This is a genomic window from Caballeronia sp. S22 (assembly GCF_964261745.1).
In the GTDB taxonomy this organism is placed as follows: Bacteria; Pseudomonadota; Gammaproteobacteria; order Burkholderiales; family Burkholderiaceae; genus Caballeronia; species Caballeronia jiangsuensis.
The window spans coordinates 205626-221316 of the sequence record NZ_OZ180039.1; the positions used below are offsets into that span (position 1 = coordinate 205626).

A 15691-nucleotide genomic window follows, 5' to 3' on the forward strand; every position below is an offset into this window, starting at 1 on the left:
GTGATGCTTGGCGAAAGTGCCAACAATTCTTGCCAATTCACTATCGTAACCTTGAGGAAATTATGGCAGACGTATTTATTTGTGACGCGATTCGGACACCGATTGGCCGCTATGCGGGAGCGCTTTCGTCAGTGCGTGCCGACGACCTCGGCGCCGTGGCCTTGCGCGCGCTGATGGAGCGCAACAAGGAAGTCGACTGGGACGCCGTCGAGGAAGTGATCTTCGGCTGCGCGAACCAGGCTGGCGAGGACAACCGCAACGTCGCGCGCATGTCGGCGCTCTTGGCGGGTTTGCCGGAAGGTGTGCCGGGCACGACCGTGAATCGCCTGTGCGGCTCGGGCATGGACGCGATTGGCATCGCCGCGCGTGCGATTAAGTCGGGCGAAGCAAGCTTCCTGATCGCGGGCGGTGTGGAGAGCATGAGCCGTGCGCCTTTCGTGCAGGGCAAGGCGACCTCGGCGTTTTCGCGTCAGGCCGAGATCCAAGATACGACCATCGGCTGGCGCTTCGTAAATCCGCTGATGAAGAAGCAATACGGCGTCGACTCGATGCCGGAGACGGCGGAAAATGTCGCCGACGACTATAAGGTCAGCCGCGCCGACCAAGACGCCTTCGCGATGCGCAGCCAGCAAAAAGCAGCGCGCGCGAAGGCAGATGGCACATTTGCCGAGGAAATCGTTCCCGTGACGATCGTGCAGAAGAAGGGCGACCCCATCGTCGTCTCGCAAGACGAGCATCCGCGCGAGACAAGCATTGAGGCGCTGGCGAAATTGAAGGGCGTCGTGCGTCCGGATGGCAGCGTAACGGCGGGCAACGCTTCGGGCGTGAACGACGGCGCAGCTGCGCTTCTGATCGCCGATGAAGACAGCGCAAAGCGATTTGGCCTCGTGCCGCGCGCGCGAATTCTCGGTCTCGCGACCGCCGGTGTGGCGCCGCGCGTGATGGGTATAGGTCCGGCGCCGGCGACTCAGAAGCTTCTGAAGCGCCTGAACATGACAATCGAACAGTTCGACGTGATCGAACTGAACGAAGCGTTTGCGTCGCAAGGGTTGGCCGTGCTGCGGATGCTCGGTGTCGCGGACGACGATCCCCGCGTCAATCCGAACGGCGGAGCGATCGCGCTCGGCCATCCGCTCGGCATGAGCGGTGCGCGCCTAGTCACGACCGCGAGCTACCAGTTGCAGCGCACAGGCGGACGCTTCGCGCTCTGCACGATGTGCATCGGGGTGGGGCAGGGCATCGCGGTCGCGATTGAACGAGTCTGAGGCCGAAATGAAGAACGTTCAAGACGCGAAGATTGGAATTGTGGGCGCCGGAGCTATGGGGCAGGGCATCGCCCAGATCGCCGCGGTCGCAGGCCTTGAAGTCCGGCTGATGGACATCGATGCCGCAGCAGCGGCGCGTGCCATCGCGGGGGTCGGTGTCATGCTCGACAAGCTCGCTGGCAAAGGCAAACTCACGTCGGATCAGGCGCAAGCGGCGCTGGGGCGCATTAAACCAGTTGACTCCGTCGGAGCACTCTCCGATTGCGATCTGGTGATTGAGGCAATCGTTGAAAAGCTCGAAGTGAAGCGGGCTTTGTTTGGGCAACTCGAAGAGGTAGTGCACGAAGACGCGGTGCTCGTTTCGAACACGTCGTCGTTGTCGATAACCGCAATTGCTGCTGGGTGTCGTCGTCCGCAGCGGGTTGCGGGCTTCCACTTCTTCAACCCGGTGCCGCTCATGAAAGTGGTTGAAGTAGTACGCGGGCTGCGTACCACCGAAGCCACCATCGACTGGCTTGCAGCGCTAGCCGCGAAACTTGGACACACGGCGGTCCGCTGCCGCGACATGCCGGGCTTCATCGTGAATCATGCGGGACGCGCATTAAACACCGAAGGCCTGCGCATCGTTCAAGAGGGGGTGGCGGACGAAAGCACCGTCGATGCGATCGTGCGCGATCAGATGGGCTTTCGCATGGGGCCCTTTGAATTGCTGGACCTGACCGGTCTGGACGTGTCACATCCCGTGATGGAGTCAATCTATCGGCAATTCTATGACGAGCCGCGCTTCCGACCGTCGCCGATTACAGCGATTCGCCTCGCCGGAGGAATGCTGGGGCGCAAGACTGGTTCGGGTTTCTATGAGTACGAGGGCGGGACAAAGGTGACGGCGCCCGCTGCCGCCCAAGCAATGACGGGATGGAAGCCCGCTGCGGTGTGGGTAAGTTCGCGTAATCCGGAAGAAGCGCAACGGGTCCTGGACTTGCTTCAGGCGTTGCATGTCGAGGTGGAGAAGGACATTGCGCCCAGTGACGACGCCTTGATCATTGGTATCCGTCAGCGCATCCCGTGTTGACAGGGCTTCAATCAAATATCGAGGATTTTCCGTAATAGACCGTACGAGACGCGCCAGTGTCCTTCGGAGTCTGTCACGGCGATCGACGCCGTTTTGGCGTTCAGCCTGACGACGGTGCCGACACGCTCGTTTAGATGCTTGTCGGTGAATCCCACGGTGTCGCCGATGAAGAACTCTTCGGGACGCGGGCGCGGTGGCGGCGCTTCCTTTTGAATTGGGGCTGCGGTGGCATCGAGGAGAATCGCCGCATACGACACTGCCCATCGGCGTCGAGTCACGTTGTCCTGTACGACCGCTTGCGTATGTCGCAGCTCGGTGATAGTGCCTTCCGAAGGGGGTCCCAACGGATTGTCACCGATGTATCTGACGGTCATGCCGATGTGCAGTCGTTGACGGACTTCGAGAATGCGTCGGGGGTCATCGAGCATTTTGCCGATGGTCAGATAGAGGCGATACAACTCGGCGCTGGGCGCCTGCCGAAGGGAATCCAGAATGTCCATAAATGTCGGGGTAGCTAGCGGGCAAGCGGCAGCAGTTCGTGCACGCGATTGACGGAATACGACGGCAACTTCTCCAGTGTTTCCTTCAGCCATGCATACGGTTCGAAACCGTTTAAGCGAGCCGTGCCAAGCAACGAATACATGGTGGCCGTCGCACGAGCGCCTCGCGGCGAGCCCGCGAAGGTCCAGTTGACTCTTCCAAGAGCAATCGGCCGGATTTGCCGTTCCAACGCGTTGTTGTCCGGTAACAGAACACCGCTCTCAGTGTAGCGAATCAGCGCTTGCCAATGACGTAGCGCGTAGCCAAACGCTTTGGCGAGCGGTGCCTGAGTCGGCAAACCGATGGCGTTGCCTTCCAGCCATTGACGGAACTTCGCCAGTACCGGCAATGCCTCCGCTTGCCGCGCCGCGTATTTGCGGTCAGGGGTCTGATGGTTGATTCGCGACTCAATGGCGTATAGCTGGGCGATCCATTGCAGCGCCTGTGCCGCGAGTCCCGGCTTGCTTTGGGTCTTGGCGATTTCAAAGAACCGACGGCGGCAATGCGCCCAACAACCGACCGCGATGATGTCGCCGGTTTCGTAGAGGGCCTCGTGCCCGCTGTATGCGTCGGCCTGCAAGTAGCCCTTGTAAGTTCGTAGGTAACCCTGCGGATGCGAGCCCGCGCGTGATTCAGCGAACTCGAACACGACCGCCGGAGGGTGATCTACCCAAACGCCGTTCTCCTCGCGTTGGCCCGCACCCAGATAGCCCCATAATCGAGCAGTGCGGGTGGTCTTGCGGCCCTTCTCAAGCAAAGGCAGTGTCGTGTCGTCGACGTGCATGCGCGGCGCCTGCAACTGATGCGCACGCAGCGGTGGCATAAGCGCAGCGAGCAATTCTGCTGCGGCCAGCTTCCATTCGCACAGCGTGGCCCGCGGCAGGTGAATGCCACGGCGCGCATAGCGCATCTCCTGCCGATTCAACGGGAGATGATCGACGTAGGTGTTGACCAGGATGTTCGCGAGCAGACTCGCGCTCGCGTTACTCTTGGGCAGCGGCGAAGGTTGAGCGCTCGCCGTCACGATGGTCGACTCGCCATCCTTCTTCGCTGCATACTTGAAACGGATATGTTCGATGACCGTGAGCCTTGATGGCTCGTAGTGCAGCGTCTCGCTACGCTCTTCGCCGATGCGCTCAAGCGCGTCGAATGCGGCCTTCTGCTCGTCGCTCAAGTCATATTCGATGCGCGTGCGTGGCAAGTCCTTTGGCAACGCGGGGCGTCCCTTCCGGGTGTGCCCCGTGACTTGAACCTTCGCCGGCTCGGGAGGAACGGGAATATCTAAGGCAGCGTCAAACAACTCGGCCTGACCCGCCAGGCGCTCAGAACTCGCGCCGAAGCGTGCGCGATTGAGTTGTGCGATCTGATGCTGAAGGCTCTCCAGTTGCTCCCACAACACGCATGCGAGCCGGTTCTGTTCGAGTGCGAAGGCTTGCAGCGCCTCGAGCTCCAGTGGCAGATCCCCGGCAGTGACGGCGGCGGGCAACATGTCAACCATGATGCCCAACTCTTGCGACGTTTACAAGCGTCGCCAGCCCAGAATTACGCGCGATTCAGGCGCTTACGCAACGCGCGTCACGGCGACGGCGCGATGAGGTTCGCGCGCCGGAATCTCTATACCTTCAAGCCATGCATTGAGCTCTGCGAGCGTGAAACCGCGCTGTGCCAATGCCGCGGGCGATGGAAAATGCCCAAGTTCGAGCCGCTTGTACCAAAGCGCGAAGCCGGTACGGTCCCAATAGAGACACTTCACCTTCTTGCGGTCACGGCCGACGAACACGAACAAGTTGCCTGAACTTGGCTTCTGCGCAAGCAGCGGTTCGACCAGATACGACAGTGTGTCGATCGACTTGCGCATGTCGACCGGCTCGCGGCATATGTAAGCTCGAACGTCAGCGGCGATCAGCACCGTGTACCGCCAAGCTGTCCGAGCACGAAGCGCACAATGCGCTCCGCATGCACGCCGCTCATTTCGATGCGAACGCCGGCGATCGATAAGGTGACGCGATCACGCGTTGACAACGATGACGTATCGGCCGACGCAGTTGATGGTGTCGCCGCAGGCTCACCTTCGAGGCGAGCGACGACAAACGCGGCGTCGGCCGTCACAGCCAGCGGAATCGTTGCAGGCGTCTCGCCCGTAAACTTCTTGCGCCACAACCCGAAAGTGCTGACGGCCAGGCCTTGTTCGCGGCAGAAGCGCCGAGTGCCAACGCCGCTCATCTTCCATGCTGCCACCATCTCTCGCCAGAACGCCTCGCCTTGGCGGGGGCGCCGAGCGCCCGTTCGCACGGCAGTTCTCCCCATCACGTCGTCGTCCATCGCACCACTCCAATCACCACGATGCCGAAACCTTCGCATCGTGCACTCGGACACTCAAGACGGGTTGCGCTGACGGATACATTTCTTCATCAACGTGTGTCGCGGAAGGCTGATCGTAAATATGCATCCGACGCCCGGAACATCGCGCACGCTCAGAATGCCATCATTCAGTTCGACGCTTCGACGTGCTATCGACAATCCGAGCCCTAGCCCGGATTTATCGGCTCCGAACTGGGTGAATGGCAGAAACATCTGTTCTGCCTTTCCTGGCGGCAAACCACCGCCATGATCTTTCACATCAATAAGTATCTTGTCGGCGATGGCATACGCGCTCAGTGTTACTTCGGAGTTTGGTTGGGTAAATTTAAAGGCGTTTTGTATGAGATTACCAAGCGCTGAATAAAGGAGGTCACGGTTTCCGCTGACAGCGAGCTGGGGATCGACTGACGTCACGACAAATTTGCACCCGCGTAGCTGTGCGGCCAGATTTGCCGCGTGCTTTGTTTCGTTTATGAAGTCAGAAACTGAAAACAGCGCCCATTTAGCGCTATCACCTGCGGGAACGCGGGCGTCGTCGATTGAACGCTCAATGAGCTTCTCCAAGCCCGTCAGGCTCCGCTCCAATACGGCACCCGTAGCGCCAAACAAGGGCAAATTTCCAGCTTTTGCAGCAGCAAACGCAAGGGTTGCCGTGTGCAGGAAGTTGCGAAGCTCATGAGCGAAAGACCCCATGCGTTCGCCTTCATCAAGTGCATTTTGAGTAGCTATCTTGAAATCGCGTTGGTAACTGAACTCGGTGACAGCATCGGCGATCGCGTTGTCCAGGCAGCGGTTCAGCGTGCGGAACTCGTCGATCGAAAACGGGGCATCGCGTTCATGTGCAAGGTCAGTAATGGCCTGACAGAGGTCTCCATAATCATGGACGACCTGGTCAACCGTTCGTGTCCATGACGGGCCGCTGCCTCCCCGATCTCCGAACGGCCGGAATTACCTCCAGGCGAGCCTGACACAATGAGGCTTTCTGACGGGCGTTCAGGTTGCTCGATTTTCAGCGTTTCAATCAGTTGTTCAAGAAACAGCGGAACGCCGTTTTCGAGTTGAAGGGCGGACGCACCACGCGCCGGCCGCAGCGCCACTTTGGACCTGCAGCGCACGATCAGTTCATCGCGGTTATTTGCTAGAAACGTATGAAGCATGGCGCCTCCTGCATGATGCATGCCGTAAGCCAAACTACTGCCGAAGCTCGCTGTCCTCCGCCTGGAAGTCGAACCATGCGCGTTCGAACATTTGATTCCCATCGGCCAGTCAAACCAACCGCGAATCGGCATAACGGAGAAGCGACATAAATGGTGCGAAGCAAAAAAGACGCCCATGTCTAATCGACCTGCACACAGATGCTGGTCGTCTCCGTGAGCCAACTCCTACGATGTCCTTGATATGGACCGTCTCGCGCGCCTGGACAGACGGTGGGCGGTAAATTAAGTCGTATTAGCGACGCCTTATCGACTGAAAGCGCGACGCATCATGTTACCGTGCCAGTGTGGATTAAATTGCCAACTCAGAGCCTGATATGAGCCGTCTGGTGGTCGTATCAAACCGCACTTCCGATCCTCGCAAATCTGCGGCAGGAGGCCTCGCCGTCGCCCTGCGGGAAAGTCTTGAACAAACTGGCGGAGTATGGTTCGGCTGGAGTGGCAAACTAAGCGACGACACGGAGGGAGGGGCTGCCGACCGGCATGGACTTGAGATTCATACAAGCGGCAACGTGACACTGGCAACGCTCGATCTGACCCGCGACGAGCACGACACCTATTACGTTGGATACTCCAACGGCGTGCTTTGGCCGGTGTGCCACTATCGCCTGGATCTCGCGAAATTCGACACACGCTTCGCTGAGGGGTACCGACGCGTGAACCGGTTGTTCGCGCGTAAGTTGCTCACGATGTTGAAGCCAGATGACATCCTGTGGGTGCATGACTATCATCTGATCCCGCTGGCCGCAGAATTGCGTGCGGCCGGCTGCAACCATCGCATCGGCTTTTTCCTGCACATTCCGATGCCGCCCCCACTGATCATGGCGGCGATCCCCGAGCACGAGTGGCTCATGCGGTCGCTCTTCGCATACGATCTCGTCGGCTTCCAGGCGCAGTCCGATGTCACGCACTTTTCGCACTATGTCGAATCGGAGGCTCGGGCCGTCCGCGTGGGTCCGAATCACCTCCGTGCTTTCAATCGCACTTTACAAGTAGGGGCCTTTCCGATCGGCATCGACGTCGAGGAATTTGCACGCCTTGCCAGGGCCAAGGAAGGGCGCGAGATGTTTGCGCGCATGCGTGACGAATACTCGCGGCGGCGCTTGCTTCTCGGCGTCGACCGACTCGATTATTCGAAGGGATTACCGCAAAGGATTCACGCCTTCCGGCAATTGCTGGAGCGCTACCCGGAAAATCGTGACAGCGCTACGCTGATTCAGATTGCGTCGCCGAGCCGCGAGGACGTCGGGGCGTACGATGATCTTCGCCGTGAAATGGACAGCCTGTGCGGCGCAATCAACGGTGACTTTGGAGAATTGGACTGGATGCCGGTCAGGTACATTCATCGCAATGTAGCCCGAAAACGACTGCCGGGACTCTATCGCGCAAGTCGTGTCGCGCTGGTGACGCCGTTGCGCGATGGCATGAACCTGGTGGCGAAGGAGTTTATCGCTGCTCAGGACCCGGCTGACCCGGGCATGCTGGTGCTTTCGCGTTTCGCCGGTGCGGCCGAACAGCTGACGGACGCGCTGCTCGTCAACCCCTATGACACACAGGGCACCGCAGACGCCATCCAGCGCGCATTGGTCATGCCGCTCGATGAGCGCATGAATCGACATGCCGCACTCGCCGACCGGGTCCGCAAAGAGAATGTTCGCTGGTGGTCCGAATCGTTCTTGAAGGCGCTCGCCGAGACGGAGATGGCTTCGGGGAAGAATTGAACGAATCTATCCGCGGGTCGCCGGGTCTTTTCAAATATCAATCAAATCGCGCTGAGTTTCGCGCCGCAAAAAAGCGCATCATCAGGACTCGACCTGTGAATATTCGAAGCGTGTGACGGCACCATGACGGGTGCGCACGCAGGGTCGGCTCAACCTCAGCGAGGCAAGACATGGACGTTCGCATCACCGAAGACCAGATCCTCGTGCGCATATCAACTCTGGACCGAAGCGGGGTGTCCGGAAGGTCGGGCTGACGAATTCTGGCAGCGTGCCCAGTTGCAACTCGGCGTTATCGAAAAGCCGACTCAATCCGATCTCGTCGAGGATTCGGACGAATTCGCTGCCGCGCCAGCAGCGCCGTCGTCACCGTGATTGCCGCGGTGGCTCACTGGAGGGAGGGCTGATGACAGTTCAAAACTCGACATACAGGGATTGCAACATCAGCGTCGACGTGATCGGTCCTGACGCTCGCGGCGCTTACTCGGGAACGTTTGTTATCACGCATGAGGTGGGTGACGCTGACGACGACAGACAGTTCACGCCTGCCTGGCGGACCGCCGTATTCTCGGAAGCGGAAGCGCTCACCCGGCTCACACGGCTGGCCGAAGACGTCATCGATGGGAAGAGAGATGGTTCGGAAATTAGCACCTGAGTTCTTCGAATCACTCTTTTCCGCGAGCGAGCAATCATCGCGTACGCATGCAGTCGGCATCGAGTTCGACCTGTACGGGAACAACGTCGAACGGGCAAAACTTATGGCGGCACTTCGCCTGACTTCCCTGAAAGCTCATCCCAATGTCTGAACTTGTCGACGTTAGACAGCGGTTCGATCTGGGAGGGAATAATAATCCGTCCGTCGGGAATGCCACGTGCGCTTGATGTAGGGCACACCATCGAGAAGACAATGCGCAAACCGACAGCACCTCGGCTTCTCCTGGCTGATGACAACACTGTAGTGCTTAACGCGAGCGCGGCTGCTCTGATGCTGCACGGTTTCGAAGTTCACACGGCCATTGACGGATTATCTGCCTTGACCGCTATTCAGCACTGGCATCCAGACATTGCCTTACTCGATATCGAAATGCCACTGATGGATGGGCGCACCGTAGCTTGAAACGTTCGAGCCATGGTGTTAGAAACGCAACCCTTGCTGATCGCGTTGACGGCCTTGACGTCCCTCGCGGATCGGTTAGCGTCGATTCAGGCAGGTTTCAATTATCACTTCACTAAGCCTGTTCAGTTCGAGGCGCTCCTGCGAACGCTGGACTTTCATCTTGACCGGTCGCTCAAGCACTTTCAGCCTACCGACGGTACAACGTGAATACATTTCTAGGCATATATTCGAGTGATGTAGCAGGATTAGAGCGTAAGTATGACGCCCAACGCAAAGCGGCCCTTGCGGGCCGCCGATCCAGCTTTCCATGCGCAAAGTTGCGAGTCAGGCAGCTTGACCCGCCCCGAGTTCAGCACCCGTGACCGGGTCGCTGCTAGCGTCGGAAGCCGTGCGTGCCGCCATGGCTTGTAGTGTCTCCACATCCGCCGAAGTCACCGTTACCGTCGCCAATCCATCGCCGCCATCCACAGCGGGTCGGGGATCGTCGACGAACGTCCACTCCGGTCCCTCATTCCACGGGCCACGCGTTGCTGACTCTTCGCCTTGCGACATCTTGTAGTAGACGCCGGTGAATTCCGGGAAGCCGGGAAGTTTGCCTTGCGGAAAGTTCGGCTGTATCGAATGAAGGGCTTTTTCGAATGACTTTTGATGCGCGATCTCTCGCGTCATAAGAAAGCCCAGCGTTTCGCGAATGCCCGGATCGTCGGTTACGTTGATGAGCCGCTCATAAACAATCTTGGCGCGTGCTTCGGCCGCTATGTTGGAACGCAGGTCGGCGGTCGGCTCGCCGATCGTATCGACGTACGCGGCCGTCCACGGCGTGCCGGCCGAGTTGATCAGCGCTGGCCCACCACCATAAAGCAGGGACGTGGTGTGCGAATCGTTGCCGCCGCCAGTCATCGAGCGATAAAGTTCTGCCTCGCTTTCGACCGCTTCGGCCAACTGGCCTTTTGCACCCTTGTTCAGCATCGCGATAATCGAACCAATGATTTCCAGGTGGCTCAGTTCTTCGGTTGCAATGTCGAACAGGAGATCCTTACGGCCGGGATCGTCCTCACCCACTGCCTGCGTAAAGTAACGGCACGCAGCGCCGAGTTCGCCTTGCGGTCCTCCGAACTGTTCCAGCAGAAGGTTCGCAAGACCGGGATTGGGCGCTGCGACGCGCACCGTATACTGAAGGCGCTTGTTATGAATGAACATGACTTTTTCCTTTGGAGAAGAGCTTTCGCCATACGCGCGACGTTGCGCATTTGGTGAGCGTTTCTCGCGAGTGACGATCTTTCGCCGAGCGGTCCCGCGCCAGAATTGACGCGGCACGCCTCCTCATGGAGGCGCTCAGTTCTCAAAGCGAATATCGCTTTGGCGTGGTTACTTCAGGTTGCTGACGGGGTTTGTCGGGAAGAGGTGACTTCATCTCGCGATGAGATGTGAGCACCGGAGGTCAGTTATGGATTTACCTTGCGCTTTTTGGGTTTGGCGGGCGTAAGCGCTGCAGTCCAGAAATCGACCACACCGCGCTTTGCTGCGGCGTTCGCGCGACCTCGCGCCGAGCCAATCACCGTGTTCGCGCCGCTTAACCACATGCTCATAAACGGATTCTTTTTCGTCCAGGGATTCTTCATGGATGCTCCTGTGAGCAGGCGAGCGCCCTCCAGGCTGTCGGGCAATCGCCTTGTCTTTGATTTAGGCAGATTTCGTCGGCGTCTTGATCATCGATTCATTCGCGCTTGGCACGCCACGCGGAAGTTCCGACTCCCCCGGCTCAAGACCGGCTGCGCTCGCGCCAACACGCTCGACCTCGACATCCGTGCCACGCAGGGTCTCATTGATGGTTTCCGTGTGTTCCGTTGCCTCGCGGCCCACGACGACCTCTTCAATCACGTGTGCGGTTTTTGCCACCACGGCGTGCTCAGCCGTTTCACGAATTTCTACCGAGCCTTCCTTCAGGTCCGCTGCCGTGGCAATACGATCCACCGGCCGCCGCTCGATCGTCGCGTGTGCTTCGCGCAGATTCACGCTCTCGGAAACAGGCGTTTCCGTGGAACGGGAATAGACCCGCACGCCACCGGTTTCCACTTCGCGCTTGCCTACGTCGAGCGATTCACGCGTCACTGCGAACGCTTTGCGATCTGCGATGACTTCATCGGGGGTGTAAGCCTTGGCTGTCGCGTCGAAGCCTGTGTAACCATTGCTTTTCCATTGCGCGGCTCGCTCATCGACATCTACGGCCCCTGCCTCATGCATTGTCGAACGAACCATCCCGACGTGCGCTTCATCGGCCACCGTAACGGTCAGCAATGCGCCACCGCGCCGGACGGCTTCCTGATAATGGCCCACTTCTTCTGGCCGATCGTCGGCGCCGAACATATTGCTGAAGAAGTGCTCGATCTTGCCGAATACGCCGGCTTCTTCGGTCGTTACGGTCGACGGTCGAGCGTCGGCTAGAGCAACGTCGCCGGGCGCGCCGGCTTGATCAGCGGCATGCACTTCCATGTCGGTACGATTCAGGCCACTCGCGACCAGACGGGAGACAGCGGTCTCGGCGTCCTGAAACGAGTCGAATACACCTACGATTACTTGAGTCATGTGAAACTCCGAATGAGATTGAGCAGCCTGACGTGCGGCCAAGAAATAAAATCTAAACAGCGGGATTTGAAACGGAATCGCCTGCGCCAAAGGACGGTATCGCGGGGTCCGCAATCCAGTCTCCCGCTGATCCGACTCGTCTTTCAACGACGACTTGCTGACGCTGCACCTCTGCAACGTGAACGTCGGTCTCGGTAGAGACGACGGTCGTTATACGTACCTCTTCCTTGAGCAACAGCTTCAATTCGGTCACGGGCACGTACTCGAAGACGGGCACGATCAAGGTGTCGCCCTCTTGGTGCGGGGCGAACTGGGCGTCGACGAATCTATTGACTGCAACGCGTTCTACCTGCACCGTACGGCTGTGCAAGAGCACGGGAAGCTCGTGTAGCTCGGTATGAGTGACGGTTCGAACCCGAAGCGCGCCGGTCTCCTGTTCACGAGCCGTAAGGGCAAGCCGTTCCTCGCTCGCGATCAAGGTGGCCGACCCGCCTTCGAGATTCGGCGTGGGTTCATCGTTACCGCTCATGCCCGTCCTCCACTCGCAAAGTTGGATCGCGCTCAGTGCGCAGGACGGCTGCCCGGTACGGTGCGTCGCGGTGAGCGCACGGCGTCGTCCTTGTATGCAGCACCACCGGCGTCCTCGAACGGCGGCTGATGGCGAAAGCCCGCAACGCCGGAAACGATTGCGATGATCGCGCCGACCACGAGCGCTGCAAACGAGAACCATGATGCACGGGCGACGCCGCGCGCTGCAGTGTCTGCAGCCTGGCGTGTGTCGGCTTCAGCTTGCGGACTGGAGGCCATGGCCGTCGCCGAGGCCACCGCGCCCTGGACCTGCTCCTTGAGTGAACTCATCATCGTTCCACTGGCTGCGGACGGACCCGCTGCCGCGGTCGCCGTTGCGCCTGTCGACGCAATACTGCCGGCGGCGTTGACGGCGCTTCCTACCAGCGACGTTGCGCCGTAAGCCATAACGATGATCATCACCGCCCAGGCGAGGAGGCCGTGAAGCCAGCCCAGTACCGGCGCGCAACGGCCGGCGAAGTATGAACCGATGAACACCGCGATCACCGTCATCACGATCATGTAAGCGCCCGATCCGAAGGCGAATCCGCGCGCGGGATCGGGCTGAGTAAGCGGCGACAGGACAGACGCCCCAATTGCAGTTCCGAGCACCGTGAGGATCAGATAAGCGATGAGGGAGAGGATGACCCCGGCGATGACGGCACCCCAGGAGATACGGGGAAGACCGTCTTGTGTAGTGAGCAGGCGCATTTTGAAATCCATGAAGTTAGGAAAACGAAAAAAAATGATGTTCTTGGAAATTGGTGTTGTGGTGTATAGCGCAAGGGCTATTCCCAGGTGGGTCGGACGACGGCCCGAACCCTTATCTGCAAGTTACGCCACTTGAACGAATGCAAATAGGGGGTATCCGCTCCAAGCGTGAGAATCGAAAGAATTTATTGCCCACGACGAAAAGTCCAGCGTTGCACTGGAGCAAGTTCGAGTTGAGGGATGATTCAAAAGTCTGGAACGGCGGACAGCCACGCCAGGTCGCGAAGGGGCGCGCTTGCGTTGCTTTCGGAGTTCAACAAACAAAAGCCCGCTCGGAAGCGGGCCTTTGCTTGTCGTTGCAGTGACTAGTCCTGAAGCAGCGGGACTGCAGATGCTTAGTGCTTTTGGTTCGGCTTGTTCATCGATTGCATGGCCGTATCGGCGCCGGTCTTCATTGCATTGCTCGCGGCCGAGACATTCGACTGGGTTTCCTTCGCCAGGGATTCAGCGGCGTTCGCTGTCGCCTCGACCGAGGCCGTGGTCGCTTGCTTCAAGTTCGTCTCCAAGGCCACAGCAGCCTTTTCCGACGCCTCGGATGCGTGATCAACCGCAGTCTTGAAGATCTCGTTCATGTGACCGCCATATGAGGCAAACTGGCTTTGCGCCTCTCGCGCCACCTGCTCGCCTGTTGCCGAGACAATCGCAAAAAAATGCCGACTATACGATGCGGCCTTTTCGGGAACTTGCGTAAGCAATTTCGATTGCCATTCGTTCACGTCGCTGGCATTTTCAGGCGCTGGCCTGGTTACACCCTCGTTTTCGGAAATGAGCGTTCTAATGGTTTGCACATTAAGTTGCGTTAGCTTTTGAAAGCCGTCCATATACTTATCGGTCAAGCTCATCCACGCCTGGAATTTAGCTTTTTGAAATGCTGCCATTTGCTGCGGAGGAAGAAAGAACATGAATTACTCCATTTAATTTTTAGACGGGTTTGGAATTTCGGGAGAGGTGAAAAATGCGTTGCTGCATTGCACGGTGAAATTCATCCTACAGCATTAAATTCAAGCGTCAAGCCTTATTTCATTTATGCAAGAATGCAATTTGCGGTTAGTATTTTTTACGTCGCCCTTTTTTATTCCTAAGCTGAATAATTTGAAAAAGGTATAAACGACCCAATTATTATTTTGACGCGCTGCCTATTTGGCCCGCGCGTTTGCGGGCCATCTATCGTGAGTCGGCGACGGCCTCGAAGAATCGCATCATCTCTCGCGCAGCGTTCGGTCCCCGGGCGTCCGTGTGAGTGGCGTTGGGATCGCCACCCGACCAGGCGTGACCAAGCCCGTGGATCAGCCACTGTTCGCCGAAGACCTCCCCGCCGCCGCTACGTCGATACGTGTTGCGGGTATAGGGATAGCCTTGCTCCACTTGTCCGAGTTCGGTGGTAACCGAGGCGTATGCCTCATCCGTGCCGAGCATCAGGTTCCGATGCATCTGCATCAGCCCCTGGGCGTTCAGCGGATGCACCGTGGTGTCTTGATCACCGTGAAAGACGATGAGGGGCACCGCACGACAAACGCCCATCGCGTCTCGTGCGGCGCTCAGTTGGGCCGTGCAGGTTCCCGTCCTCATTGCGGTCATCGCCGAAAATGCTTCGTCGGCGACACCGAACGCCAAGCCTGAATGAATCCCGGCGGCCGAGTAAAGGTCGGGATGAGTGACCGCAAGGTTCACGGCCATCGCCGCGCCGGCCGACATTCCGGCAATGAAAACGCGGGTCGGGTCGATCTCGTAGCATGCCATCACCTCGCGCGTGATTCCCGCGATGATCGAGGCTTCGCCTGAATCGCGGACTTGATCTGCCGGCCGAAACCAGTTCCAGCACCGGAACATGTTGGCACCCGTTCCCTGTTCGGGATATACGACGATACAACCGCCACTTTCAGCGGCCAGATTCATTCCGGTGCCGAGAGCAAAATCATCGGCGTCCTGGCTGGCGCCATGAAGCATGACTATAAGGGAGGTGGGTGCGCCGCGATAATTCGCCGGAACGTAGACCTTGAAGTCGTGGACGCCCGTCGGGTGGGAAAACCGACCTGAGAGCCATTGCGGCCCGGATTGAAGCGCGCGAGTGGTTTTCTTTTGAGCTTCCGGTGAGCACGAATCGAGATCCGCAGCTTTGACCACGTCGTTGGCGACGCGAGAAACAAACAAGCCTATTAAGGGAGACGATGAACTTGATGAACTATCGAAAGAGGGGTGACCCGAATTGTGCATTACGGCTGTTGCGTTGATATTTTTCATTGGACTCTTTTATTCGGACTGATTTGCGCGAGTGTCGAGTATCGATCGGATAATGACCCGCCACCGGTTGGTGCCCGGAAACTCGAATGTATTTTTCTCGGCGAGGACAAATGCGGTGAATCCTTGGAAACCAGGTTGGACGCGTGGCTGTTGGGAAGGTCGGGCTCGGAAGCAAATATCGTTTGCGATCAATTCGCTTTCGTAATGGTGTTGATCCCGGATTTAGAACTTCGATTTCA

The 15691-nt window shown here is 58.5% G+C and carries 16 protein-coding genes and 2 pseudogenes; 6 read left to right on the forward strand and 12 right to left on the reverse strand.

Translation table 11 applies throughout. The features are described from left to right. Positions 1-62 precede the first annotated feature (62 nt). Positions 63-1265 carry a 3-oxoadipyl-CoA thiolase gene (gene pcaF, locus ACEN42_RS32765; RefSeq protein ID WP_371882834.1) on the forward strand — a complete coding sequence of 401 codons (1203 nt, stop codon included), beginning with the start codon at positions 63-65 and terminating at the stop codon, positions 1263-1265. A 7-nt stretch (positions 1266-1272) separates the two neighbouring features. Further along, positions 1273-2310, forward strand: a pseudogene (locus tag ACEN42_RS32770) (3-hydroxyacyl-CoA dehydrogenase); the annotation flags it as partial. 38 nt (positions 2311-2348) lie between these two features. Here ACEN42_RS32770 and ACEN42_RS32775 read toward each other — a convergent pair. The 5 genes and pseudogenes from ACEN42_RS32775 to ACEN42_RS32795 all read right to left on the reverse strand — a co-directional run bounded on the left by ACEN42_RS32775 (position 2349) and on the right by ACEN42_RS32795 (position 6395). Then, positions 2349-2837, reverse strand: coding sequence for a hypothetical protein (locus ACEN42_RS32775; protein ID WP_371882818.1), 489 nt, complete (start codon positions 2835-2837; stop codon positions 2349-2351). Positions 2838-2851: 14 nt separating this feature from the next. After that, positions 2852-4375: an IS66 family transposase gene (locus tag ACEN42_RS32780; protein WP_371882817.1), complete on the reverse strand. Its 1524-nt coding sequence runs from the start codon at positions 4373-4375 to the stop codon at positions 2852-2854. A gap of 63 nt (positions 4376-4438) precedes the next feature. Further along, entirely contained in the window at positions 4439-4735 is a 297-nt protein-coding gene (gene tnpB / locus ACEN42_RS32785) for an IS66 family insertion sequence element accessory protein TnpB (protein ID WP_371882816.1), read from the reverse strand. Between the two features lie 44 nt (positions 4736-4779). Further along, a complete protein-coding gene (locus tag ACEN42_RS32790; RefSeq protein WP_371882815.1) occupies positions 4780-5199 on the reverse strand; it encodes an IS66 family insertion sequence element accessory protein TnpA in 420 nt (139 codons plus the stop codon). Between the two features lie 54 nt (positions 5200-5253). Continuing rightward, a pseudogene (locus ACEN42_RS32795) lies at positions 5254-6395 on the reverse strand (sensor histidine kinase). 374 nt (positions 6396-6769) lie between these two features. Between ACEN42_RS32795 and otsA the strand changes: the two are divergent. The 4 genes from otsA (at position 6770) to ACEN42_RS32815 (ending at position 9287) form a co-directional block, all read left to right on the forward strand. Beyond that, a complete protein-coding gene (gene otsA, locus ACEN42_RS32800) occupies positions 6770-8173 on the forward strand; it encodes an alpha,alpha-trehalose-phosphate synthase (UDP-forming) (protein WP_371882835.1) in 1404 nt (467 codons plus the stop codon). A gap of 123 nt (positions 8174-8296) precedes the next feature. Then, positions 8297-8545 carry a DUF2934 domain-containing protein gene (locus tag ACEN42_RS32805; RefSeq protein ID WP_371882836.1) on the forward strand — a complete coding sequence of 83 codons (249 nt, stop codon included), beginning with the start codon at positions 8297-8299 and terminating at the stop codon, positions 8543-8545. A 31-nt stretch (positions 8546-8576) separates the two neighbouring features. Continuing rightward, a complete protein-coding gene (locus ACEN42_RS32810; protein ID WP_187609336.1) occupies positions 8577-8825 on the forward strand; it encodes a hypothetical protein in 249 nt (82 codons plus the stop codon). A gap of 252 nt (positions 8826-9077) precedes the next feature. Then, entirely contained in the window at positions 9078-9287 is a 210-nt protein-coding gene (locus tag ACEN42_RS32815) for a response regulator (protein WP_371882837.1), read from the forward strand. Positions 9288-9611: 324 nt separating this feature from the next. Here the strand turns inward: ACEN42_RS32815 and ACEN42_RS32820 are convergent, their stop codons facing one another. The 7 genes from ACEN42_RS32820 to ACEN42_RS32850 all read right to left on the reverse strand — a co-directional run bounded on the left by ACEN42_RS32820 (position 9612) and on the right by ACEN42_RS32850 (position 15452). Further along, on the reverse strand, positions 9612-10487 hold the full coding sequence (locus ACEN42_RS32820) for a manganese catalase family protein (RefSeq protein ID WP_014253385.1): 876 nt from the start codon (positions 10485-10487) through the stop codon (positions 9612-9614). A 245-nt stretch (positions 10488-10732) separates the two neighbouring features. Next, positions 10733-10909 carry a hypothetical protein gene (locus tag ACEN42_RS32825; protein WP_238218426.1) on the reverse strand — a complete coding sequence of 59 codons (177 nt, stop codon included), beginning with the start codon at positions 10907-10909 and terminating at the stop codon, positions 10733-10735. A gap of 61 nt (positions 10910-10970) precedes the next feature. Next, positions 10971-11873, reverse strand: a complete 903-nt coding sequence (locus ACEN42_RS32830; protein WP_371882838.1) for a YsnF/AvaK domain-containing protein — start codon at positions 11871-11873, stop codon at positions 10971-10973. 52 nt (positions 11874-11925) lie between these two features. After that, entirely contained in the window at positions 11926-12402 is a 477-nt protein-coding gene (locus ACEN42_RS32835) for a YsnF/AvaK domain-containing protein (RefSeq protein ID WP_371882839.1), read from the reverse strand. 32 nt (positions 12403-12434) lie between these two features. Further along, on the reverse strand, positions 12435-13151 hold the full coding sequence (locus tag ACEN42_RS32840; protein WP_371882840.1) for a hypothetical protein: 717 nt from the start codon (positions 13149-13151) through the stop codon (positions 12435-12437). Between the two features lie 395 nt (positions 13152-13546). Next, complete coding sequence (gene phaP / locus ACEN42_RS32845; protein ID WP_371882841.1) at positions 13547-14113, reverse strand: TIGR01841 family phasin; 567 nt, start codon at positions 14111-14113, stop codon at positions 13547-13549. Between the two features lie 262 nt (positions 14114-14375). Further along, a complete protein-coding gene (locus ACEN42_RS32850) occupies positions 14376-15452 on the reverse strand; it encodes a PHB depolymerase family esterase (protein WP_371882842.1) in 1077 nt (358 codons plus the stop codon). Positions 15453-15691: the final 239 nt, after the last annotated feature.

Coding starts and splice junctions, on each gene's coding strand:
- pcaF (WP_371882834.1), top strand. CDS start 63: ATGGCAGACGTATTTATTTGTGACGCGATTCGGACACCGATTGGCCGC.
- ACEN42_RS32775 (WP_371882818.1), bottom strand. CDS start 2,837: ATGGACATTCTGGATTCCCTTCGGCAGGCGCCCAGCGCCGAGTTGTAT.
- ACEN42_RS32780 (WP_371882817.1), bottom strand. CDS start 4,375: ATGGTTGACATGTTGCCCGCCGCCGTCACTGCCGGGGATCTGCCACTG.
- tnpB (WP_371882816.1), bottom strand. CDS start 4,735: ATGCGCAAGTCGATCGACACACTGTCGTATCTGGTCGAACCGCTGCTT.
- ACEN42_RS32790 (WP_371882815.1), bottom strand. CDS start 5,199: ATGGACGACGACGTGATGGGGAGAACTGCCGTGCGAACGGGCGCTCGG.
- otsA (WP_371882835.1), top strand. CDS start 6,770: ATGAGCCGTCTGGTGGTCGTATCAAACCGCACTTCCGATCCTCGCAAA.
- ACEN42_RS32805 (WP_371882836.1), top strand. CDS start 8,297: ATGACGGGTGCGCACGCAGGGTCGGCTCAACCTCAGCGAGGCAAGACA.
- ACEN42_RS32810 (WP_187609336.1), top strand. CDS start 8,577: ATGACAGTTCAAAACTCGACATACAGGGATTGCAACATCAGCGTCGAC.
- ACEN42_RS32815 (WP_371882837.1), top strand. CDS start 9,078: ATGCGCAAACCGACAGCACCTCGGCTTCTCCTGGCTGATGACAACACT.
- ACEN42_RS32820 (WP_014253385.1), bottom strand. CDS start 10,487: ATGTTCATTCATAACAAGCGCCTTCAGTATACGGTGCGCGTCGCAGCG.
- ACEN42_RS32825 (WP_238218426.1), bottom strand. CDS start 10,909: ATGAAGAATCCCTGGACGAAAAAGAATCCGTTTATGAGCATGTGGTTA.
- ACEN42_RS32830 (WP_371882838.1), bottom strand. CDS start 11,873: ATGACTCAAGTAATCGTAGGTGTATTCGACTCGTTTCAGGACGCCGAG.
- ACEN42_RS32835 (WP_371882839.1), bottom strand. CDS start 12,402: ATGAGCGGTAACGATGAACCCACGCCGAATCTCGAAGGCGGGTCGGCC.
- ACEN42_RS32840 (WP_371882840.1), bottom strand. CDS start 13,151: ATGCGCCTGCTCACTACACAAGACGGTCTTCCCCGTATCTCCTGGGGT.
- phaP (WP_371882841.1), bottom strand. CDS start 14,113: ATGTTCTTTCTTCCTCCGCAGCAAATGGCAGCATTTCAAAAAGCTAAA.
- ACEN42_RS32850 (WP_371882842.1), bottom strand. CDS start 15,452: ATGAAAAATATCAACGCAACAGCCGTAATGCACAATTCGGGTCACCCC.